Below are 20,421 nucleotides of genomic sequence, written 5' to 3' on the forward strand. Positions count from 1 at the left end.
GAACTTTCGCGGGATAGCGGGGGCGGGTCAGCGCTTGAGTTCGGGGAACTGGTCGTCGCGCCACTCGTCGGGGAGGCGGGTGCGGGTCGCCGCCGCTGCGTCCTCACGCATCCTGAGTTCGACCCGGCGGATCTTGCCCGAGCTGGTCTTGGGCAGTTCGAAGAATTCGACCCGGCGCACGCGCATATAGGGAGGGAGCCCATTGCGGGCGTGGCGCAGAACCTCGAGGGCCGTCTGGCCGTTGGACTCCCAACCGGCGGCAAGGGCAATGTACGCCTTCGCGATGTTGAGCCGGGTGTCGTCCGGCGCGGGCACCACCGCGGCCTCCGCAACGGCCGGATGCTCCAGCAGCACGCTCTCGACCTCGAACGGTGACACCTTATAGTCGGACGACTTGAAGATGTCGTCGGTGCGCCCGATGAACGTGATGTAACCGTCGCTGTCGCGGCTGGCGACGTCGCCGGTGTGGAAGTAGCCGTCGCGCACGCCCTCGGCCGTGCGCTCCGGGTCTCCGTGGTAACCCGCCATCAGGTTGACGGCGGTCTCCGAGAGGTCGAGGCAGATCTCCCCCTCGTCCATCACCTCCCCCGTGATCGGGTCGACCAGGTTGATCCGGACGCCGGGAAGCGGCAGCCCCATCGAGCCGGCCTTGAGCCGGGATCCGGGGGCGTTTCCGACGATCGCGGTGGTCTCGGTCTGGCCGTAGCCGTCTCGAATTGTCAGGCCCCAGGCGCGCTGGATCTGGCTGATCACCTCGGGGTTCAAGGGTTCACCGGCCGAGAGGATTTCGCGCAGTCCCTCCGGCTTGGCGCCCAGATCGGACTGGATCAGCATCCGCCACACGGTCGGCGGCGCACAGAAAGTGGTGACCTTGGCGCGGTGCAGCTGGTCGGCGAGGGCGAACGGGTCGAACCGGGCGTAGTTGTACACGAACACGGTCGCCTCGGCGATCCACGGCGCGAAGAAGCTGCTCCAGGCGTGTTTTCCCCAGCCGGGCGAACTGATCGCCAGGTGCACGTCGTCGGGGCGCACCCCGATCCAGAACATGGTCGTGAGGTGGCCGACCGGGTAGGAGGTCTGCGTGTGCACCACCATCTTCGGCTTGCTGGTCGTGCCCGAGGTGAAGTAGATCAGTGACGGGTCGTCGGATGCCACGGTGACGGTGGTCTTGCCCGGTGCGACCAGGTCGACATCGGCGTAATGCGCCCAGCCGTCAACCGCCTCGCCAACGCAGATGCGCGAGTAGTCGCCCTCGACCTCGGCGAATTTGCCGGCGTCGCCAGTATTGGCGATCACGTGGTCGACTCCCCCGCGCCGCACCCGGTCGGCCAGGTCACCGGCGGCCAGTACCGTGGACGTCGGCAGGATGACGGCGCCGGCCTTCATGATGCCGAGCATCAGCTCCCACAGTTCCACCTGGTTGCCCAGCATCAGCATGACGTGGTCCCCCGGCTTGACACCGCGCGCGATCAACCAGAGCGCCACCTGGTCGGATCGGGTGGACATCTGGGCGAAACTGACCTTGAGTTCGCGACCGTCCTCTTCCACGATCCAGAGCGCGGTCTTGTCGTTGCCGTCCGCGATGACGTCGAACCAATCCGTTGCCCAGTTGAAGCTGGTGCCGACCTCGGGCCAGGCGAACTCGGCCGAAGCCCGTTCATGCCCTTCGCGCAGGCGCAGGAGTTGGTCCCGGGCGTCTCGAAAGCTGCTGGTGCTCGTAGGGATGGTCACGAATTCAATCTTCCTCAACTTCGAATGCCCGGAACTGCATGAATCGGGTTGAACTGCCGTCAGGCGTTCCATTCACTCTACGACTCGGGCGCCACCGGGTCGGCCGTGGCTGTTCGGGCCGGGCTCGACACGCGCGACCACGGGGTCGGCGACCACCGGGTCGGCCGGCGGGCGGGCGGGAGCCGTAAGCAGGCCGTAAGACCTGTTTGGAGCAGCGTCGAAGACAATAGGAATGGAAGCGCAGACTCAGAGCTCGGTGAGAGCCGTGACCGAAGGATACCGATGAACATGCACAAGACCATGGCCACGGTGGCCCTGACCATCGGGCTGATCGTGGCGGTGAGCGGATGCGCCGGCGGCCAGACGAACGCCCCAGGAGGCCCGGCCGCCTCCGCGGCCGACGAACCGGCCGCCACCGCCCCGGTCACCCCGGGAACGTCCGCCGGAGCCTACGTAGAGTACTCCGACGGAATCATTGCGAAGACCGCGGGCACCAAGGTGCTCTTCTTCCACGCCTCCTGGTGCCCGAATTGCCGGGCGCTGGAGAAGGACATCATTGCGGGGCCGATTCCGGCCGGCCTGACCATCATCAAGGTCGACTTCGACAACTCCACCGACCTCCGGCAGAAGTACGGAGTCACCCTGCAGACCACCGTGGTCTACGTCGACGACGACGGCGCCGAACTAGGCAAGAAGGTGCTCTCAGAGGACCCGAGCCTCGACGCACTCGTGGCGGCGGCCCCGTAGTGGATGGTCTGCTCCTGGTCAGCCTGGCCGCGGGTGTCCTGACCGTTGCGGCACCCTGCGTGCTCCCGCTCCTGCCCGTGATCGTCGGCGGATCCATTGTCAGCGAGGATGCCGACCCACGTCGGGCACGCCTGCGCCCTCTGGTCATCGCCGCCTCGCTCGCCCTCAGCGTGATCGCGTTCACGCTGATCCTGAAGGCGACCACCGCGCTGCTGGGCGTTCCGCCGCAGGTGTGGCAGGTGATCTCCGGAGGCATCGTGATGCTCCTCGGCCTCAACCTGCTCTTTCCGGCAGTGTGGGAGCGACTCTCGGGCGCCCTCCGGCTGCAGAACCGCAGCAACCGCGCTCTGGACGCCTCGATCGGGCGCCAGTCCCTGGGCGGGGACATCGTCACCGGCGCCGCGCTCGGGCCGGTGTTCAACAGTTGCAGCCCCACCTACGCGCTGATCGTCGCGACCGTGCTGCCGGTGTCCTTCGGCGAGGGGCTGCTCTACATCACGGTCTACGCCGCCGGTCTCGCGGGCACGCTGATGCTCGTGGCGTACCTCGGCCGGTCGTTCGCCACGCGCCTGGGCTGGCTCGCCAACCCGTCGGGATGGTTCCGGAGGACCATCGGGGTTGTCTTCATTGTTGTGGGGATCGGCGTGCTGTTCGGCCTGGACAAGGCCTTACAGACGCTCGTGCTCGACCTCGGCTGGTACGACCCGGTTGCCGGGCTCGAGGGGCTCCTGCATCCCTGAGCCGGTTAGGCCGGACTCCCGGCGATGTTGACCATCCAGCTCACGCCGAACCTGTCCACGCACATGCCGAAGCTGTCGCCCCACGGCGCCTCGTTCAGCGGTAGCGTGACGGTGCCGCCGGTGGAGAGCTTGTCCCAGAAGCCGCGCAGCTCGGACTCGTCCGCCGCGTCGCCGCTCAGGGACACGGCGTAGTTCGTGCCCGGCGTGTACTCCATTCCGCTCGGTGTGTCGGCGGCCATGAGCGTCAGGCCGCCCTCGGTCGACAGCATCGCGTGCATGGTCTTGTCCTGCTCGGCCGGGTCCTCGCTGACCTCGAACTCCGCGAAGGTGCTGCGAGTCAGGGTTCCGCCGAAAACCGACTGATAGAACTCCATGGCTTCCTTGGCCGTGTCACGAAAACTCAGGTACGGGTTCAGACGCGTCGTCATGATCTGCTCTCCTCGGTCGGTGAATTCCTGCAAGGATTATCGACCACGCGGGGCGGATGCGCGAGGGCAGACCTCACCCTCGGCCGGGAGCCGGCCCCTCGTCAGCGACCGGGCGTCTTCTCGTCCTGAGCGTGCGTCATCGCCGTGATCAGCGACGCGAACCGTGTATTGCCGGGTAGGTCGTCGATCAGGACGCTCTCCCCGTCGGGTCCGGCCAGGGGAATCCGCCAGTTGGGGTATTCGTTCATGGTTCCCGGCTGGTTCTGGGTTCGACGCTCGCCCACCGCGTCGACCAGGGCCACCCCCAGCAGCGACGACGGCGTCAGCGCGGTGAACGCGTAGAGCGCTTCCACCGTCTCCTGGATGCCGGCGTCCGTCCCGGCGGCAGGCAGCAGCCCCCGCTCGCGGACGAGGGCGAGCACGGCCTCCTTCTCCTCGGCGTCCGCGGCGCGTTCCTCCTCGACCGGGCGCCCCAGCAGGCCCAGGGATTCGCGCAAGGCAACATGGTCGCCGGCGAGGTACCCGGCCGTCGGGGGCAGGTCGTGGGTGTTCACGCTGGTCAGGCACTGCTGACGGTAGCTCTCGGGGGCGAACGGCACCCCGTCGTGGCGTTCGAACCAGAGAATGGAGGTGCCGAAGATGCACCGCTCGGCCAGGTACTCGCGCACCCAACCCTCGAAGACGCCGAGGTCCTCGCCGATCACGATCGCCCCGGCGCGCTGGGCCTCCAGCGCCAGGATCCCGATCAGCGCCTCGTGGTCGTAGTGCACATAGGTGCCGTCACCCGGACCGGCCCCTTCCGGGATCCACCACAGCCGGAAAAGCCCCAGGATGTGGTCGACCCGCACACCGCCGGCGTGACGGAGCACACTACGCAGCATGTCGCGATACGCGGCGTAGCCCGATTCGGCCAGCCGACCCGGGTGCCACGGCGGCTGGGACCAGTTCTGGCCGATCTGGTTGAACATGTCCGGCGGAGCGCCGACGGTCATCCCCTGTGCCAGCACATCACGCAGGGTCCAGGCGTCGGAGCCGTGACGCTGCACCCCGACGGCGAGGTCGTGCACGATGCCGATGCCCATACCGGCATCCGTTGCCGCCCGTTGCGCGGTCTCGAGCTGATGGTCGCACACCCATTGCAGCCAGCAGTGGAACGTCACCCGATCGGCGAGCTCCTCCCGGTGCTTGCCGGCGAACGAACCCCGCGGGCCGGTCGGCTCGGTCAGCCACTCGGCTGAGTCCGCCGGGAATCGTTCGGTCAGCGCGCACCACAGAGCGAAGTCCTCGAGCCCCTGGCCCTGATCCCGGCGGTAGAGCGCGAACTGCTCTTCCCTGGCCGGGCTGCGCCGCACGAGATGGATGAGCTCGAGGGCGATCAGCTTGGCCTCGTACGACGAATCCCGGTCGAGCCGGTCGGTGGCCAGGTTCGCCGGTTGCAGGAGTGCGGCGAGGTCCTCGACGACCGTGCGGGAGTCCGCGGGCAGGTACGCGTATTCGGGGACGTCCTCGACCCGGATGTAGAGCGGGTGGAAGAACCGCCGGGTGGACGGCAGGTATGGGGACGGTTCCACCGGCGGGGCAGGCTCCGAGGCGTGCAGCGGGTTGACCAGCACAAAATCGGCGCCGTACTGGGCGCCGGAGATCGCGGCCAGGTCGGCGAGGTCGGCGAAGTCACCGATCCCCCAGGACCGGGTAGACCGCACGGAATACAGCTGGGCCATCAGACCCCAGTCCTGCTGTCCGGCGAGCGCCTGGGTGGTCTGCAGGCGCTCGGGGGTGACCACGAGGGTGCTCCTGGCCGTCTCCGCGTCGTGTTCGGCCACCAGGGTGTGCCAGCCGAGGGGAAGGGTGTCCGGCACGACGAAGGTCGACCGGCTGATCTGGCGTCCGTCAACGTCACGAGCTGCGCTCCACCCGCCGCGTTGCGCCACCGGATGCCGAGAGCCGTCCTCGGCGAGAACCGTCACCGTGACCGCCGTGCCGGCGCCGGCGTGCACCGGGACCTCGAGTTCACTGCCCTCGCGGGCGACGAGAGTGGGAGGCAGCAGCCGACGCCACGGTGCGCTCCGTTGCTCAGCCAGCGACGACTCGATCTCCTTCGGCGTGCCGACGGGAACACCCAGCGCCGTGAGCACACCGAGCAGTGTCTGCTCGGCAACGGTCCGTTCCACACCGTCCCAACCCCGGAACGAGGTGTCCACCCCGTGTGCCTGTGCCAGTTCCAGCAACGCTGATGTCTGTCCGTCGGTCTGAGCGCGCTTCATGGCCCCACTCTACGGCCCAGCGTGCGCAGCCGCGGATGCCGCCGCCGCTGCCGCTCAGTCGGGGACGGTGCCCCGAACCGCCCAAGCCCGGGCCGACAGCGGAATCGAGCCGTCCGCTTCGATCGGGAGACGCGCGCGGAGTATTTCCCGCAGGTAGTCCCGTCGATGCTCGTCGAGGGACATCAGGTAGGCGGGAGCCGCGCCCTGGCCGCCGAGGAACGGCCCCCAGTAGCCGTCGAAGTCGGCAAACGGGGTGTCGATGTCGATGGACCTCACCTCCACGTCGGCCAGCCCGGCGGAAGCGAAGAGTTCCCGCAGCCCCTCCGGCCGACACCACGGGAATCTGGTGCCCTCGTGCAACCGTTCGCCCGCCTGGTCCAACAAGGCTGCGGTGTCCCAGAAATACCGGAGCAGCTCCATCCGGTCGGAATAGTCCCACACGTATGCCGCGACGGTGCCGCCCGGCGTCGCGACCCGGCACATCTCGGCGAGCGCGGACCGCGGATCGGGGACGAAGTTGAGCACCAGGCCGGATACGACCACGTCCGCCGCCTGGTCGGGCAGAGGGATGGCCTCGGCCAGGCCGTGGAGCAGGAGAGCCCGGCCGGCGAGGTTCTCCCGTGCTGCGGCGAGGAACGGTTCCGACGGTTCGACACCCGTCACCTGGGCCGGAGACCACCGGTCGAAGATCTCGCGGCACAGGGTCCCTGTGCCGCAGCCCACGTCGAGCCAGCGTCGACCCGGTGGGAGTCCGAGCCAGTCGAGGAACTCGGGGGCGACCAGGCGACTCCAGCGGCCGACAAACCGGTCGTAGGCACCGCCCTCTTCCCACCGTTCCAGCACCGGGCCCGATTCCAGTTCCGATTCCAGTTCCGATTCCAGTTCCGGATCCATGGTCTCTTCCTTCCGCCACGCCGCTGTGACCCGGTGCGGTTCTACCCGCCGCCCTGACCGGGTCAGCCATCCGCCACCGATTGATCACAAACTACAACCGTTCCGAGCGAATGCGACAGGGACTCTACGCTGGGGTGATGGAAGCCTCAAGGCCAGCAATGGTCCAGCCGATCCTCACTCTCACGGTCAACCCGGCCCTGGACGTGAGTACGTCCACCGAACGGGTGATGAGCGAACACAAGATGCGCTGTGGTGCGTCGCGTCTCGACCCGGGTGGCGGCGGCGTCAACGTGGCACGGGTGGTGCAACGGCTGGGCGGTCGCGCTCAGGCCATCTATACGGCGGGAGGACCCACCGGCCAGGCGTACCGGCATCTGATCGAGGCCGAGCACGTTTCAACGCTTGTGGTGCCGATCCAGGGCAGCACCCGCGAGAGTTTCACCGTCGACGAGACCGGTACCGGCAATCAGTTCCGGTTCGTGCTGCAGGGCCCGGAGTTGAGCGAGCCGGAATGGCGCGCCTGCCTCGCCCTCGTCGCCGAGGCGATGCCGGCCGGCGGGTACGTGGTGGCCAGCGGCAGCCTGCCGCCCGGGGTACCGGATGACTTCTACGCCAGGGTTGCCCGGATCGCGCGCGAGCACGGCACCCGCTGCATTATTGACGCCTCGGGCCCGGCACTCGCGGCGGCGCTCGCCGAGGGCGTGTTCCTGGTCAAACCGAGCCGGAGCGAACTCGCGGCACATGTCGGGTCGGCACTCGACACCGAGCAGAGCCAGGTCGATGCGGTCGCCGCCCTCGTCGCCGAGGGTGCGGCGGAGTTCGTGGCACTGACGCTCGGCGAAGCCGGTGCCGTGCTCGCCTCGGCCGCCGGCGTCATCCGTCTGCCGGTGCCTCAGGTCACCGTGCTGAGCGCCGTCGGGGCCGGCGACAGCTTTCTCGGGGCGTTCGTGTTGCGGATGGCGCAGGGCCTGGATGCCCGAGCGGCCTTCCGCGCGGCCGTCGCCGCCGGGAGCGCGACGGCGATGACCCCGGCGACGGAGTTGTGCCGACGCGTGGACATGGAGCGACTGGAGGCCCAGTTGGCCGCACTGCCGGACTGACCCGGCGTCGGGCGGGTCACGGTTCGCGGCGCGCCCGACTCGGCTGCACCCGGGGCGGCTCCCCCGGCATCTTCGGGAATTCGGGCGGGAACGGCAGCTCGCCCAGGCCCGCCTCCCGGTCCCTGCCCCACCAGCCCAGCAGCACGTCGATCGTTCCCGGCCGGTCGTGCATCCGCTGCCAGGGGTCGCCTACGGTGCGAAGCCGCCCGGGGACCGTTGCGATGGTGTGCTCTCGCGGGTCGGCGTCGTCGAGCTCGGCCCAGTCGAGCGGGCAGGACACGGGTGCGTGGGCGAGCGGCCGCGGGCTGTAGGCGCCCGCCATCGTTCGGTCGCGGTTGGCCTGGTTGTAGTCGACGAACACCCGCTCTCCGCGCTCCTCCTTCCACCAGTTCGTCGTGACCCGGTCGGGCATCCGCCGTTCGAGTTCCCGCGCCGCCGCGATCACGGCGTGCCTCACGTCCAGGAATTCGTGGGTCGGCTCGATCGGGGCGAAGACGTGCAGCCCGCGATTCCCGGAGGTCTTCACGAACGCGGTCAGTCCCGCCTCCTCGAGCACCGATCGTAGGGCGATCGCGGCGGAGACGGCATCGGCGAAGTCGGTTCCGGGTTGCGGGTCGAGGTCGATCCGCAACTGGTCGGGGTTGTCCGGGAGGTCGGCGCGCGAGGCCCAGGGGTGGAAGACGACCGTGTTCATCTGCACCGCCCAGACGGCCGCGGCCGGCTCTTCGAGGACGAGTTGCGGATGCGATCGCCCACTCGGGAAGACGACCGTCACCGAGCGCACGTAGTCGGGGGCACCCCGCGGCGGGTTCTTCGAGAAGTAGTGTTCCCCGTCGACACCGTCGGGGAACCGTTGCAGGGTCACCGGCCGTCCACCGTTGGCCAGGATGAAGGCCGGGCCGACGTCGATGATGTAGCGGGCGAGGTCGAGCTTGGTGGTCCCGCTCTCGGGCCAGAGCACCCGACCGGGGCTGGACAGGCGCACCTCCCGTTCGACATCTCCGGGCACGGTGAGGACGATGGCTTCGCTTCCCATGCGGACAACCTAGTCAGAAACACCAGGGTCGGCATCGGCAAGCGGTCCGTCACCCTCACCGAGTTCCAGCGAGCCAAGCGGTCAGTACCAGCCGACGTTCTCGGAGTGCGCCCACGCCCCACAGGGCGCGCCGTACCGGGCCGCGATATAGCCCAGGCCCCAGTTGATCTGCGTCGCGGCGTTGGTGCGCCAGTCGCCGCCCGCCGAGGCCATCTTGCTGCCGGGAAGGGACTGTGGAATGCCGTATGCCCCGCTGCCGGCGTTGTAGGCATCGACTCGCCAGCCCGACTCCCGGTTCCAGAGCGACACCAGACAGCTGTACTCGCCCTGCCCCCAGCCGCGTGCGGACACCGCGGACGACGCGTAGGCGCGGGCACCGGCCGGATCGACGACGACTCCCGGGACCGGCGCGGTGGCGGAACCGGTGGCGGGAGCGGCGACCGATCCTCCGGACCCGGAGCCCTGCCCTGCTGCTGCGGCTGCGGCTGCCTGTGCGGCAGCGGCTTGGGCGGCTCGCGCTGCCGCCGCGGCCCGCTCGGCCTGCGCCTGTTGCTGCTTGTACGCCTCATCGGCGGCGACACCGGCCAGGTACGACCGTTCGGTCTCCGCGGTGGAGTTCTTCAGGCTGGCGAGCTGGGCGACCAGCACATCGGACGTCGCGGTCTGCGCGGCCAGTTGATCGTCGGCGGCTTGCCGGGCTGTCGCGGCGGCGGTCGCCCTGGCCGTCGCCGTCCTGGCCAGCCGATCCCGCTCGGTGGCGGCCGCGGCGGCCTGCTTCTCCATGCTCTGCACGGCATTGGCCTGCGTCAGCGCGCGCTGCTGGATGCCGGCGGTCGCCTCGCCGAGGCGGGTGGTCACGCCCAGCTGGTAGAGCAGGTCGGTGCCACCGTCGGCGGAGAAGAAGAGCCGGGTGACGATCCCGGTGGCCCCGGCCCGGTAGAGCTGCGCCCCGAGCAGTCCCAGCTGGGCATTCGCCGCGGACGCCTTCTCGGTGGCCACGGTCAGCCTCGAGGCGAGCAGGGCCGCCTGAGCGGTGGCCGTGCCGGATGCCGCCTGGGCCTCCGCGGCCGCGCCGTTGGCGACGACGGCCGCGTCGCCGAGCTCGGCGGCGGTGGCTTCCAGTCCCGACAAGAGCCCGGTGATTCGCACGACCGCGGCCTCGGTCGTCGCCGTGGTGCTCCGTGCCGCCTCGACGTCGGCCCAGCTCGGATAGGTCTCGTCGGCCCGGGCCGGAAGTGACACGGCTGCGATACAGAGGGCGAGCACGGAGGCCGCGCCCAGCATCCGCAGTGTCGTGCGCACGCGTCTCCCCCGGTTGTCGTCGAGCGGTCTTCGAGTCGAGTCTAGTTCGGCGCCGGGGCGGCGGACTGCTGCCCCGGCGCCACCCGTTACCCGACGAGCTCCATCGGTCGTTCGACCCGGAGGCCCTCGCCGTCGACGGAGACCATGACCGCGCCACCGGATTCCAGCTCGTTGGCGACCAGCAGGTCGGCGACCCGGTCGTCGAGCTCGCGCTGGATGACCCGCCGCAGGGGCCGGGCGCCGTATTCCGGCTGGTAGCCGTGGGTGGCAATCCAGTCGACGGCCTCGTCGGTCACCGTGATGACGATGCCCTGGGCCCGGAGACGATCCTCCGTCTTGCCGAGCAGCAGCCGGACGATCCGGCGCAGCTGGGTCTGGTCGAGCTTGCGGAAGAGCACGATCTCGTCGATCCGGTTGAGGAACTCCGGCCGCATGGCCTCACGGAGCTTGCTCATCACCCGGTCACGCAGCGCCTTCTCCGAGCCGAAGCCGTTGCCGGCGCCGTCGCCGTCGCCGTCGGCGGTGAATCCCAGAGCTCCGCTGCGGCTGGCGAGGAACTCCGAACCGAGGTTCGACGTCATGATCACGACCGTATTGCGGAAGTCCACCGTGCGGCCCTGGGAGTCCGTGAGGTGACCGTCATCGAGCACCTGCAGCAACAGGTTGAACACGTCGGGGTGCGCCTTCTCGATTTCGTCGAGCAGCACCACCGAGTAGGGGTTGCGTCGAACGCGCTCGGTCAGCTGGCCGGCCTCGTCGTAGCCGACATAGCCGGGAGGAGCCCCGACGAGCCGACTCACGGTGTGTCGTTCGCTGAACTCACTCATGTCGAAGCGCAGCATGGCGTTCTCGTCGCCGAAGAGAGACTCCGCGAGCGCCTTGGCCAGCTCGGTCTTGCCGACACCGGTCGGCCCGAGGAACAGAAAGCTGCCGACCGGCCGCCGGGCGTCACCCATGCCGGTGCGATTGCGCCGCACCGCCTTCGCGATCACGGTCACCGCGTCATCCTGACCGACCACCCGCTGGTGCAGGTCGTCCTCGAGCCTGGCCAGGAGTTCACGGTCGCCGGCGGTGAGTCGGCTGGCCGGGATGCCCGTGGCTCTGGCGATGATCTCGGCGATCTCGGCCTCGTCCACGACCGCCTCGTCCCCGACCGTGGCGGAGGCCCGGCCGTCGTGGGCGTTCGAGTCGATCAAGCCCTGCAGGGCTTCCGCCTCGTCTCGCAACGTCGATGCCTCCTCGTAGTGTTCGGCCGCAACGGCCTCCGCCTTGGCTGCCTCCAGGGCCGTGAGCCGCTCGGACAACCGGGCCGGATCGGGCCGGGAGCCCAGCTTCAGGCGCAGCCGCGCGCCGGCCTGGTCGATCAGGTCGATGGCCTTGTCGGGCAGGAAGCGATCGGTGATGTAGCGCGCCGACATCTCCACGGCGCTGCGGATCGCGGCCGGGGTATAGCGCACCCCGTGGTGCTCCTCATATCGGCCCTGCAGACCGGCGAGAATCTGCACGGCATCGTCGATGTTCGGTTCCCCGACGCGCACGGGCTGGAAGCGTCGCTCGAGCGCCGGGTCCTTCTCGACCGTGCGGTACTCCTTCAGGGTCGTCGCGCCGACGACGTGCAGTTCACCGCGGGCCAGGCGTGGCTTCAGGATGTTGCCGGCGTCCATCGCGCCATCGCCGGCACCGCCCGCTCCGACCACCGTGTGCAGTTCGTCGATGAACACGATCAGTTCGTCGGTGCGCGCGCTGATCTCCTCCATCGTCTTGGTCAGGCGTTCCTCGAAGTCGCCGCGGTACCGGGTTCCGGCAAGCATGCCCGGCAGGTCGAGGGCGATCACGCGCTTCTCCCTGAGCTGCTCGGGGACCGTACCGTCGACGATTGCCTGGGCCAGCCCCTCGACGATCGCGGTCTTGCCCACGCCTGCCTCGCCGATCAGCACCGGGTTGTTCTTGGTGCGACGGGAGAGGATCTCGATCGTCTGCTCGATTTCGTCGGACCGGCCGATGACCGGGTCCAGCTTTCCGTCGCGGGCGCGCTGGGTCAGGTCGGTGCCGTAGGTGTCCAACATCGGGGTGTCTGATTCCACGGCCGTCTGGGGCTGGCTTCCGGAGGTCGGGCCGGCCTCTGCCGTGCCCGCACCGGACTGGAGGGACTCCTGGGTCACCCCGGCTGCGGCGAGCACCTGACCGGCCGGTGAATCCTGGTTGACCACGAACGCGAAGAACAGGTGCTCGGGGTCGATGTAGGTCGACCCGAAGGCACGGGCCACCTGGTAGGCATCGAGCAGGGCCCGTTGAGCCGACGGCGTCAACGAGGGATCGACCTCGGCCGGCGACTCGGACTTCTCCGGAAGACGCTGCTCGGCGGCCTTCGCAATCGAGGCGGGGTCGGACCCCGCCCGGCGGATGGCGCCGGCCGCCGGTTCCTGCTCGGTCATGACCCGCAGAATGTGCAGCACGTCGACGTCGGAGTGACCGTGGTCGACCGCGAATCGGGCGGCCTGCGCGAGCACCTCGTGAGTGCGACGGCTGAGCAACCGGGTGATGTCGATGGGACGCGCGGACTGGGCGGCGCGCTGACCCTGCAGGTAGCGGGCAATGAACTCGTCGAACGACCCGCTGTCCGGCCCTGCGGGACCAAAGAATGTAGGCATGGAACCTCCTGATGGTGAAACTTGAGTGGCCTTGACTCAAGTTAACGTTGGCCTTCTGATTTCATTCCCCGGGTTTCCTCTGAATCCGTCGTGATGCCCGGGCGCGATCCCGGCGTCGGAAGAGTGTGGTGGACTGGGCACACCTGCTCGACATCGGAGAACGAGGGACACGATGAAGCTCACCGACATCCAACCGCCCGCACGGAGCTTTTCGCGCTGGCTGACCGAGGAAGAGATCGGCCAGGTGCTCGCCAGCGACCGAGGCTGGCGACTCGCGCCCGACGGCAGCGTGATCGCCGGCAAGCTTCGCAAGAGCGTCATCGCCGCCTCTCTGACCGAGCTCGGTGCCGCGGCCCTCGCCAACCGGTGGACGAGCCGGGCGGCTGCGCCGGGCAGCGACGGCAGCGGCCCGACCCACATCATGTGGGGCGTGTTCAACGCCCGCACCGACGCCGAGGTCGCCACCGCAATCGCCGGGCGGTCCTGAACGATGACCCGGCAGACCGCCGACGGTGGGCGCACCCGAACCACACTCCCCCGAACAATCGCCCGGTGGACTCTGGGCGGATTCCTGCTCCTGGCCGGGATCAGCCACCTGAGCTGGAACCGGGAGGCGTTCCTGGCGCAGGTGCCGCCGTGGCTGCCCCTCGACGGCGATTTCGTCGTCGTCGCCTCCGGCGTGGTCGAGATCCTGCTCGGGGCGGCCCTGATCGCCCTGGCCCGGCGGCGCGTGCTCGTGGGCTGGATCGTCGCCGCGTTCTTTGTCGCCGTCTTCCCCGGCAACATCTCCCAGTTCGCAACCGGCACCGATTCGTTCGGGCTCAACTCCGACCTGAGCCGGGGTATCCGCCTCGCCTTCCAGCCGCTCCTGGTGCTCTGGGCGCTCTGGTCCACCGGGGCCTGGCGCGACTGGCGGGCCCGGCGGGCGACTCCCCCGCGCTGAAATCGACATTCCCACCCGGATGTCAGGAATCCACATACCCCATGGGGTATCGTGAGGTGACAACTGAACGAGAGGGAGCATCGGATGTGCCGACAAGTGACGTGTAAGAAGTGCGGTAAGACAACGTGGGCCGGGTGCGGTCAGCACGTCAATGAGGTGATGCGGGGCGTCTCCAGCGCCCAGCGCTGCCGCGGGCACGAAAACGATGAACCGGCCAAGGGCGGGTTCTTCTCCCGGCTGTTCTCCGGCCGCTGAGCCGGCCCTGGACCGGCGTCAGAGCCAGCCTCAGACCGGCGTCAGAGCCAGCCTCAGACCGGCCTCAGACAGAGCCGGTCTCAGACAGAGTCGGCCGCGGCGTTCCCACGAGCGCCGCGGCCGGGTCAGTAGTCGCTGTCCGCCGAGCCGGTCTTCTCCTCGTGCCTGAGCCTGAGCACGGCCAGGTCGATGCTCACGAACACCTCGGTGCGGGCGGCCCGCCGGTCCTGGTATTCCGGGTCCCGGCCGTCGATGGCGAGCCTGAGCAGCTTCGCCGACACCGCCTGGCGAATCTCATCGCTGGCGGCGCGCTGCGCCCGCTCGACGAGGCGGGCGACGTGCCGATCGTCCTCGGCCACGGCCCGGAGTGCGACCGAGAGCTTCTCGTGCACCCGCCGCCGCAGCCGGAGCTGGTTGATGTCGGCGTGCTGGTCCTCGGTCAGGTCCGTGGTCCATCTGGACCGGGTGAGCGCCTTACGGAGGCGGCGCACCCGCCTGGCATAGGAGTCGTTCTGGCGAATCAACACGGCCAGTTCGCTGCGGGCCGCGTCCGCATACGTCTCGGAATCGTAGTCGGCGTGCTCCCGGAGAACACCGATGATGATCTCGTTCTTCACCGCCATGCGCACGGCGGACAGCGCGATGAAGAGGCCCTCGTCGACCATCGCCGCAACCTTCGACACGTCACTTCCTCATCAGATCAAATCGAGCCTACTGGCACCGCGGACGACAGCGGGGTGATGTAGGAGTACCCGGTGCTGTTGTTCTTGGTCATCGACAGCACGAGTTCCATGTGCGGTTCCAGCGCGGTGACCTTGTCCAACGGCGAGCCGACGATGAGCTGGAAACCCAGCCCCTTCCACGCGGCGACGGCCCGGCCCGCGAACTCCGAGTCGGACTTGACGAAGCCCTCGTCGAGGAAGACCGGCGCGAACCTCGGCCGGGTGCGGCTTTCGTCGCCGAGCTGGAAGCGCAGCGCGGCCCCGACCACGAACGCGACCAGCTCCTGCGACTCGCCACCGCTCTTGCCGCCCAGTGAGGAGTAGGTGCTGACCTCGACGCCATCCGGCGTCATCCGAACAGCGGTGATCTCAACGTGCTTTCGCACGTCCAGCAGCAGGTCACGCTGGGACTCGGCGCGGGAACCGTCTTCCGGTCGGCGGATCCGGCCCATGAAGGCCTGTAGCCGGGAGAACCGGCTCTCGGTCTGCTCGTCCGTGAACTCCTCCGTTGAACCGGAGGAGAGCAGCTTGAGCTCGGTGCGGAACGCCGTCGCATCGTCGCGGTGCAGGCGACGCAGGGAGATCTTCAGGCGGTCCCGACCTGCGCCGAACGGCAGGGTGGTGAGGATCTCGTTGATCGGCTGCAGCCGGTCCTCGATTTCCTCGATCGCGGTGTTGAACGCGCCGATGAGGGGCACCAGGTCCTGGCCGCTCCAGGCGGAGAGCCGTCGCTTCCACTCCTGCCGCCGTTCGTGCAGCCCCAGGGTGTAAACGGCGTCGAGGATGTCGCGGTAACTCGTGTAGGAGTCGAGGGACACGCCGATGTTCGGGTCCGGCCAGCGGCTCTGGAAGGTCTCGAAGATGCGTAGCAGGGAATCCCTGGCGCTCGCGGCAGTGCTTCGGTCCTGCGCGCTCTGCTCGGTGAGTCTCTCCCGCAGGCGCTTGACCGCGCCGTCGAACGCGGCGAGGTCGCCGTGGTCTCCGACCGCGGCGAACTGGGCATCGAGGTGAGCGGCGTGCTCATCCGTGAGGGTGACGGATTCCGCGGCCCCGATCCGGTCGAGCTGGTCGCTGACGGCATCCTGCCGGTCGACGATCTCGGTCTGTTCGGTGCGGAGCGTCTGGGCCCTGGCATCGGCCGCGTGCTTCTGTTTCTGCGCCGCTTCGAGTTCGAGGCTGAGGCGTTTCTCTTCGTCGCCGAGCGCGCGGAGAACGTCGCTGTCGGCGAGGACCCGGTCCGATTCGGCTTCTTTGTCCCGGATCCGGGACTCGGCGGTGGCCAGGTCGATGTCCGGCCAGGCGGTGTCGAGGATGAACTGGTGCGCGGTGCGAAGGGCGCGGTGGGTGGCCAGGCGGTCGGCCAGGGCGGCTGCCTCGGCGGCGAAGGCGTCAGCGGTTGCCGTCAAGCGGCCGAGCTCAGTCGTGATCTCGTCGAGCCGGACGCGGCTAGTGAAGCCGATGATGGGCTTCTGGTCGGCGTTCCAACCGTGAGAACCGCGCTTGCCATTGCGGTTCTGGCCGCTCATCGTGACCCGTGGTCCGTCGCCGGCCAGTTCGGCGGGGTCGGCGACGCACAGGGCGTCGAGGTTGGAGGCCCGCGCCCTGCCCTGTACAAAACCGCTGAACGGTGACTCCTTGTAGACGAGTTTGCCGGAGACGTAGCGGGCGTTACCGTCCACGTCCCGGTGGTCCTGCAGTGCCACCCCCTCGAACTGGATCCGGACCGGGATCCGCAAGGGGTCGATGGCTTCCCCGAGCGCACGGAGGCGTCTCTCGTCGACGAGCATCACCCGCACGACGGAGGCCAGGGTCACCTCGGCGGCCTGTCGCCAGGCCTCTTCGCCCGGGGCGATGTCGATGAGTTCGGCCACAAATGGCAGCTCGGCTGCCGGGATGCCGGCGGCCTCGGCGATCATCAGGCGCGCGTTGTGCAGGTGCTGGGGGACGAGGCTCTCGCGCCCGGTCAGGAAGTCGCGTTCCTGCTTCACCGCTCGGATCTGTTCCTCGACGGGGTAGGACCGGCGCTGAAGGGCGAGCCGTTCGGTGTCAAGCTCCTTCTCCCCCGCGGTGAAGCGGGCCAGGAAGTGCTCCGCAGCACCTTGCGCCCGGCTGAAGTCATCCTGGCTCTCGATTTCCGGGACCAGAGCCTGGCTGCGCTGGTCGAATTTGGCGCGGGCCGCGGCCACATCGTCTCGTTTGTCGCGGAGCAGGCCGAGGTCGTTGCGCAGGTTCACGAGCACGTCGCCGCCGTTTTCCCGCTGCTGGTGCTGGAGGCCGGCGACCCGGGCCTTGAGGAGCGTCTCGGTGTCCCTGGCCTGGGTCAGCGCCGCCTGGTTGTCGCGGCGCCTGGCGCCGTTAGCGTCGGCCGCGCCCTCGAGCAGGCCACGTTCGGTCTGGAGCTGCCAGAGCACGAACGGGCTGTCCCCGGTGCGGTGGACCCCGAATGTGTCGACGAGGTCGGCCTTTTCGGTCGAGGTTTCGTAGGTTTGGTGCAGGTCGGGCAGTCGTTCGAGCACCCGTGCCTTCTGCGCCTCGGTGACCATGGCCCCGTATGACCGTTCGAGGTCCTCGAAGTGGTCGACGGCCTTGTCGGCCGCGGCGAAGGTGGCGGGTTCCTCCAGCACCATGGATTTGTAGAGGCCGTCGACGGTCTTGACCTGCTGCCCGGCCTGGATCCGAGCGAGCAGGCGGAGGGCCTTGCCTCCCTCTCCGTTGGCGCCGATGCCGAGCCGCGTGTAGAGGGTTTGGGCGAACGCCGCGTAGGTGTCGAACACGGCCAGCTCGGGGAACCTGGCCTTCATGGCCCGTTTGTCGAATCGGGATTCGGTGACCTCAGCCAGGTCTCGCAGGTCGAGTGCGCCGTCGGTGGTGGCCATCTTCATCGTGATGTCCGCGAATTTGTTCGCGCCGCGGGGCACGAAGTAGGCCCGCAGCACGGTGAAACGGCGTTGGTTGTCGTCGACGAAGGTCATCGCCACCGCGCCCCAGGTGGACGCGTCCGCGCCGCGCAGCACCTGGTCCTGCAGCGCTCCGGTGCCGGCGATCCGGTTGGAGTCGGTCTTGCCGCGCAGGTAGGTCATCAGGTTGCGCTGGTCGACGCTGCGCGCCCGGCCGGACCCGGCATCATTGGAGGCCCCGTTGAAGGGGGTGTCCGACGGCATCATCAGCGCGAGGTACGCGTCGAGCAGGCTGCTCTTGCCGGTGCCGGACGCGCCGGAAACCAGGGTGGCTTCCCTGGCGAAGGCCACCTCGTGGTGGCCGTGGAAGCCACCCCAGTTGACCATCTGGAAGGACTCGGCGCGCCACTGGGTCGTGCCCTCGGTGAGCCCGTCGACGTAGAACAGGGGGGAATCGTTCATGAGACGGCCTCCAGGCTGGACTCGGCAACCTCGGCAGGCTCGACGGCCTCGACGGCCTCGACGGGGTCCTCGCCGTTCCGGTCGGCCAGCCACTTCAGCAGCTCGCCCAGCCGCTCGACGGGCAGGAGCACCTCGATCACCGCGGAGATGCGGAACCGGTCCGGGTCGCTGGTTTTCAGCAGCACCCGGGCCTTGGCGAGGCTCTCCACCGCGGCGGCGGCCCTCCGGGCGTCGCCGGAGCGATCGGTGGCCTGCTCCGGGCGGAAGTGGGCCACGTTGTCGACGAGGTTGTCCCTGTCCACGATCACGATCTCGTGGCCGTTCGCCCGTTCGCTGCGGAAGCGCTGGCGCAGCAGCACGAGCAGGATCGTCTCCTCCCTGGTGTACGAGACGTCGTGCAGGAGGGTCGGGAACCGGTCGCCGCCCTCGGCCACGGCCTGACGCTTGAACGCCACCTCGTAGTGCAGGTCGACGTGCAGATCGAGGAAGACATCGTTCAGGCGCGACCGCAGCAGGCCCTGCGACTCGAGCAGGATGCGCCACTCCACCGGTTGGAGCGCCGCGGAGATGTACCGATGCTTGAGCAGCAGCACGAGGGTCCTTCGCTGGCCAAGGGTGAGTCCGCCCTCGTCTCCTTCGAACAGGGAGAAGCTGTGCACGTCGCCCTCAGGCAGCGGCTCTTCTTCGGCGGCGCGGTCGTCGGTCCAGGCGTCAGTCATCTTCGGGTCCATAGTTCAGGGCGGACAGCGCCGCGGTTTCGTCGTCGCTCAGGGTGATGCGGGGCACCTGGAAGAGGCGGCGGGAGCCGTCGGGGCGCACCGTCTCGAAGCTCTCGACCGTGTCGGCCCGGTTCACCGCGTCAAGCTGGGTCGCGATCTGCAGCATGCCCAGGATCTCCACCGGGCGGCGGCGGCTGGCCGCGAGCCTGTTGAAGGCGTCGCCGACGGATGCCGCGCCCTCGTGACCGAAGGCGCTCACCAGGGTGTCGCGCATCTCGCCGAGCAACGGTCCGCCCTGCCGCCGCATCTCGTCGAGGCTCGGCGGCTCCGGTGCATCGAGCGAGACGTCCTCGAGGGCCGGCGGCGGCCGGTGGGCGACCGGGTCGTAGAAACGCTCGCGGAGGTGCTCGACCTCCAGGGTTCCCGGCATGAGTTCGGCGGTGACGGTGGCCCGCGGTCCGGCGGTCTGCATCCAGGTCGCGAGTTCCTTGTTGATCTCGCGGAGCAGCCGTTCGAGTTCACGGTCCTTCACGACGTCGTGGTTGACGATGTGCTCGCGCAGCGTGGTGGTGAGCCCGTTTCGCTGGGTCAGCACGTCGTCGATGCCCGTGCGGATCAGTCCGACGGTGCCCATCAGGCCGCGGCGCTCGGCCGGGCTGAGCTCGAGGGCGAACGGGTGCAGCAGGATGGTTTCGAGGTCGTTCTTGAGCTCGGCGAGCAGCTCATCGTCGCGCAGCAGGGTGAAGGCACCCTCGAAAGCGCGACCTTCCGCGGTCGAGGACATCAGCGCATCCGTCTTCGACAGGTATTCGTCGAGCACCTCGGCGATCGGGCGATCCTCGCTGCGGAAGTCGTTGACGATCTGCCGATGCATCCCGGCGACGGACTCCTCGACGCGTTTGAAGTCGCTCGGCAGCGCGGTGATCAGGTCGATGAGGTTGGCGTACCCCTCGTGCATGGCCGCGTTCGAAACCGGCGCGATCTCCCCGCCGGCGGCGAGCCGGTCGCGTTCGCTGCGCTTCTCGGCGATCTCCTGGTCCAGCCGGCGGATGCGTTCGGCCCGGTCCGGGTTGGCCTGGGTGGCGCGGTGACGCACCGTATCCACGATCGTGGTGAGGCGGGACTCGCTGATCAGGGCGCGGTCCCGAGACAGGCTCTCCACCAGCAGCAGCGCCTCGAGGGCGTGCGAGGTGAGCGAGTACTGCTCCTCGTCGCCCTCACCCGTCTCGCGGTAGAGCCACTGGTCGTTCATCCACTGCACGCAGAGGGCGCGCCCGCTCTTGCCCGGCACCTCGCTGCCGACCGAACGCAGGTCGGCCTGGTAGGCGTCGACCTGGGCGTGCAATCGGTCCGCCTGCACGCTGGTCCGGTCGCGACTGAACGCGCACCGGAACACGGCCAACACGAAGGGGGCCCACTTGCGGTCCAGCAGTCGGAGGGTGGGTTTGTCGAACGCTTCGCGCACCCGCGCCAATTCACCCGCAATTTCACTCATCCTGTGGATGATTATCCCATCCTTCGCTGCGGCCT

17 protein-coding genes are annotated in these 20,421 nt (G+C 68.8%); 6 read left to right on the top strand and 11 right to left on the bottom strand.

The annotated features are described in order from the left end of the window. Positions 1-27: 27 nt before the first annotated feature. The gene (locus tag QMG61_RS13750) at positions 28-1,725 is read right to left on the bottom strand and encodes an AMP-binding protein (protein WP_283494941.1); all 1,698 of its coding nucleotides are present in this window, start codon (positions 1,723-1,725) and stop codon (positions 28-30) included. 288 nt (positions 1,726-2,013) lie between these two features. On the opposite strand from QMG61_RS13750, the gene QMG61_RS13755 reads away from it, so the two are divergent. After that, positions 2,014-2,478, top strand: a complete 465-nt coding sequence (locus QMG61_RS13755) for a thioredoxin (protein ID WP_283494897.1) — start codon at positions 2,014-2,016, stop codon at positions 2,476-2,478. Further along, positions 2,478-3,218: a cytochrome c biogenesis CcdA family protein gene (locus tag QMG61_RS13760; RefSeq protein WP_283494898.1), complete on the top strand. Its 741-nt coding sequence runs from the start codon at positions 2,478-2,480 to the stop codon at positions 3,216-3,218. The genes QMG61_RS13755 and QMG61_RS13760 overlap by 1 nt, the downstream gene beginning before the upstream one ends. Positions 3,219-3,223: 5 nt before the next feature. Here QMG61_RS13760 and QMG61_RS13765 read toward each other — a convergent pair whose 3' ends face one another. The 3 genes from QMG61_RS13765 to QMG61_RS13775 all read right to left on the bottom strand — a co-directional run bounded on the left by QMG61_RS13765 (position 3,224) and on the right by QMG61_RS13775 (position 6,804). After that, on the bottom strand, positions 3,224-3,646 hold the full coding sequence (locus QMG61_RS13765; RefSeq protein ID WP_283494899.1) for a VOC family protein: 423 nt from the start codon (positions 3,644-3,646) through the stop codon (positions 3,224-3,226). 101 nt (positions 3,647-3,747) lie between these two features. Next, the gene (gene malQ / locus QMG61_RS13770) at positions 3,748-5,910 is read right to left on the bottom strand and encodes a 4-alpha-glucanotransferase (protein WP_283494900.1); all 2,163 of its coding nucleotides are present in this window, start codon (positions 5,908-5,910) and stop codon (positions 3,748-3,750) included. Between the two features lie 54 nt (positions 5,911-5,964). After that, on the bottom strand, positions 5,965-6,804 hold the full coding sequence (locus QMG61_RS13775) for a class I SAM-dependent methyltransferase (RefSeq protein WP_283494901.1): 840 nt from the start codon (positions 6,802-6,804) through the stop codon (positions 5,965-5,967). A gap of 158 nt (positions 6,805-6,962) precedes the next feature. On the opposite strand from QMG61_RS13775, the gene QMG61_RS13780 reads away from it, so the two are divergent. Further along, complete coding sequence (locus QMG61_RS13780) at positions 6,963-7,904, top strand: 1-phosphofructokinase family hexose kinase (RefSeq protein ID WP_283494902.1); 942 nt, start codon at positions 6,963-6,965, stop codon at positions 7,902-7,904. A 16-nt stretch (positions 7,905-7,920) separates the two neighbouring features. Here the strand turns inward: QMG61_RS13780 and ligD are convergent, their stop codons facing one another. The 3 genes from ligD to QMG61_RS13795 form a co-directional block, all read right to left on the bottom strand. Next, entirely contained in the window at positions 7,921-8,940 is a 1,020-nt protein-coding gene (ligD, locus tag QMG61_RS13785) for a non-homologous end-joining DNA ligase (RefSeq protein WP_283494903.1), read from the bottom strand. Positions 8,941-9,021: 81 nt separating this feature from the next. Continuing rightward, positions 9,022-10,242, bottom strand: coding sequence for an aggregation-promoting factor C-terminal-like domain-containing protein (locus tag QMG61_RS13790; RefSeq protein WP_283494904.1), 1,221 nt, complete (start codon positions 10,240-10,242; stop codon positions 9,022-9,024). Between the two features lie 86 nt (positions 10,243-10,328). Continuing rightward, entirely contained in the window at positions 10,329-12,893 is a 2,565-nt protein-coding gene (locus tag QMG61_RS13795; protein WP_283494905.1) for an ATP-dependent Clp protease ATP-binding subunit, read from the bottom strand. Positions 12,894-13,065: 172 nt separating this feature from the next. Here QMG61_RS13795 and QMG61_RS13800 point away from each other — a divergent pair, with 172 nt between their 5' ends. From QMG61_RS13800 to QMG61_RS17545, 3 genes are all read left to right on the top strand, one after another. Continuing rightward, the gene (locus tag QMG61_RS13800; RefSeq protein ID WP_283494906.1) at positions 13,066-13,380 is read left to right on the top strand and encodes a hypothetical protein; all 315 of its coding nucleotides are present in this window, start codon (positions 13,066-13,068) and stop codon (positions 13,378-13,380) included. Positions 13,381-13,383: 3 nt separating this feature from the next. Beyond that, on the top strand, positions 13,384-13,836 hold the full coding sequence (locus QMG61_RS13805) for a DoxX family protein (RefSeq protein WP_283494907.1): 453 nt from the start codon (positions 13,384-13,386) through the stop codon (positions 13,834-13,836). An 84-nt stretch (positions 13,837-13,920) separates the two neighbouring features. After that, positions 13,921-14,091 (top strand): DUF8730 family Cys-rich protein, encoded by a 171-nt coding sequence (locus tag QMG61_RS17545; RefSeq protein WP_502847044.1) that lies wholly within the window; start codon positions 13,921-13,923, stop codon positions 14,089-14,091. A gap of 125 nt (positions 14,092-14,216) precedes the next feature. Here QMG61_RS17545 and QMG61_RS13810 read toward each other — a convergent pair whose 3' ends face one another. Genes QMG61_RS13810 through QMG61_RS13825 form a run of 4 tightly spaced genes read right to left on the bottom strand, consistent with a single transcriptional unit; the run spans position 14,217 to position 20,386 of the window. Further along, positions 14,217-14,774: a hypothetical protein gene (locus QMG61_RS13810; protein ID WP_283494908.1), complete on the bottom strand. Its 558-nt coding sequence runs from the start codon at positions 14,772-14,774 to the stop codon at positions 14,217-14,219. Between the two features lie 17 nt (positions 14,775-14,791). Next, positions 14,792-18,172, bottom strand: coding sequence for an ATP-binding protein (locus QMG61_RS13815; protein ID WP_283494909.1), 3,381 nt, complete (start codon positions 18,170-18,172; stop codon positions 14,792-14,794). After that, on the bottom strand, positions 18,169-18,891 hold the full coding sequence (locus tag QMG61_RS13820) for a DUF4194 domain-containing protein (RefSeq protein WP_283494910.1): 723 nt from the start codon (positions 18,889-18,891) through the stop codon (positions 18,169-18,171). Before QMG61_RS13820 ends, QMG61_RS13815 begins: the two co-directional genes overlap by 4 nt. Next, positions 18,884-20,386 carry a DUF3375 domain-containing protein gene (locus QMG61_RS13825; RefSeq protein WP_283494911.1) on the bottom strand — a complete coding sequence of 501 codons (1,503 nt, stop codon included), beginning with the start codon at positions 20,384-20,386 and terminating at the stop codon, positions 18,884-18,886. The genes QMG61_RS13820 and QMG61_RS13825 overlap by 8 nt, the downstream gene beginning before the upstream one ends. Positions 20,387-20,421 lie beyond the last annotated feature (35 nt).

Origin of the sequence: Cryobacterium sp. PH31-AA6 (genome assembly GCF_030063195.1) — a bacterium.
Classification (GTDB): Bacteria; Actinomycetota; Actinomycetes; order Actinomycetales; family Microbacteriaceae; genus Cryobacterium.

Bases quoted from the DNA above. Each gene is read 5' to 3' on its own strand.
- QMG61_RS17545 (WP_502847044.1), top strand. From the start codon at position 13,921: ATGTGCCGACAAGTGACGTGTAAGAAGTGCGGTAAGACAACGTGGGCC.
- QMG61_RS13755 (WP_283494897.1), top strand. From the start codon at position 2,014: ATGAACATGCACAAGACCATGGCCACGGTGGCCCTGACCATCGGGCTG.
- QMG61_RS13815 (WP_283494909.1), bottom strand. From the start codon at position 18,172: ATGAACGATTCCCCCCTGTTCTACGTCGACGGGCTCACCGAGGGCACG.
- QMG61_RS13820 (WP_283494910.1), bottom strand. From the start codon at position 18,891: ATGACTGACGCCTGGACCGACGACCGCGCCGCCGAAGAAGAGCCGCTG.
- QMG61_RS13805 (WP_283494907.1), top strand. From the start codon at position 13,384: ATGACCCGGCAGACCGCCGACGGTGGGCGCACCCGAACCACACTCCCC.
- QMG61_RS13825 (WP_283494911.1), bottom strand. From the start codon at position 20,386: ATGAGTGAAATTGCGGGTGAATTGGCGCGGGTGCGCGAAGCGTTCGAC.
- QMG61_RS13800 (WP_283494906.1), top strand. From the start codon at position 13,066: ATGAAGCTCACCGACATCCAACCGCCCGCACGGAGCTTTTCGCGCTGG.
- QMG61_RS13795 (WP_283494905.1), bottom strand. From the start codon at position 12,893: ATGCCTACATTCTTTGGTCCCGCAGGGCCGGACAGCGGGTCGTTCGAC.
- QMG61_RS13775 (WP_283494901.1), bottom strand. From the start codon at position 6,804: ATGGATCCGGAACTGGAATCGGAACTGGAATCGGAACTGGAATCGGGC.
- ligD (WP_283494903.1), bottom strand. From the start codon at position 8,940: ATGGGAAGCGAAGCCATCGTCCTCACCGTGCCCGGAGATGTCGAACGG.
- QMG61_RS13765 (WP_283494899.1), bottom strand. From the start codon at position 3,646: ATGACGACGCGTCTGAACCCGTACCTGAGTTTTCGTGACACGGCCAAG.
- malQ (WP_283494900.1), bottom strand. From the start codon at position 5,910: ATGAAGCGCGCTCAGACCGACGGACAGACATCAGCGTTGCTGGAACTG.
- QMG61_RS13780 (WP_283494902.1), top strand. From the start codon at position 6,963: ATGGTCCAGCCGATCCTCACTCTCACGGTCAACCCGGCCCTGGACGTG.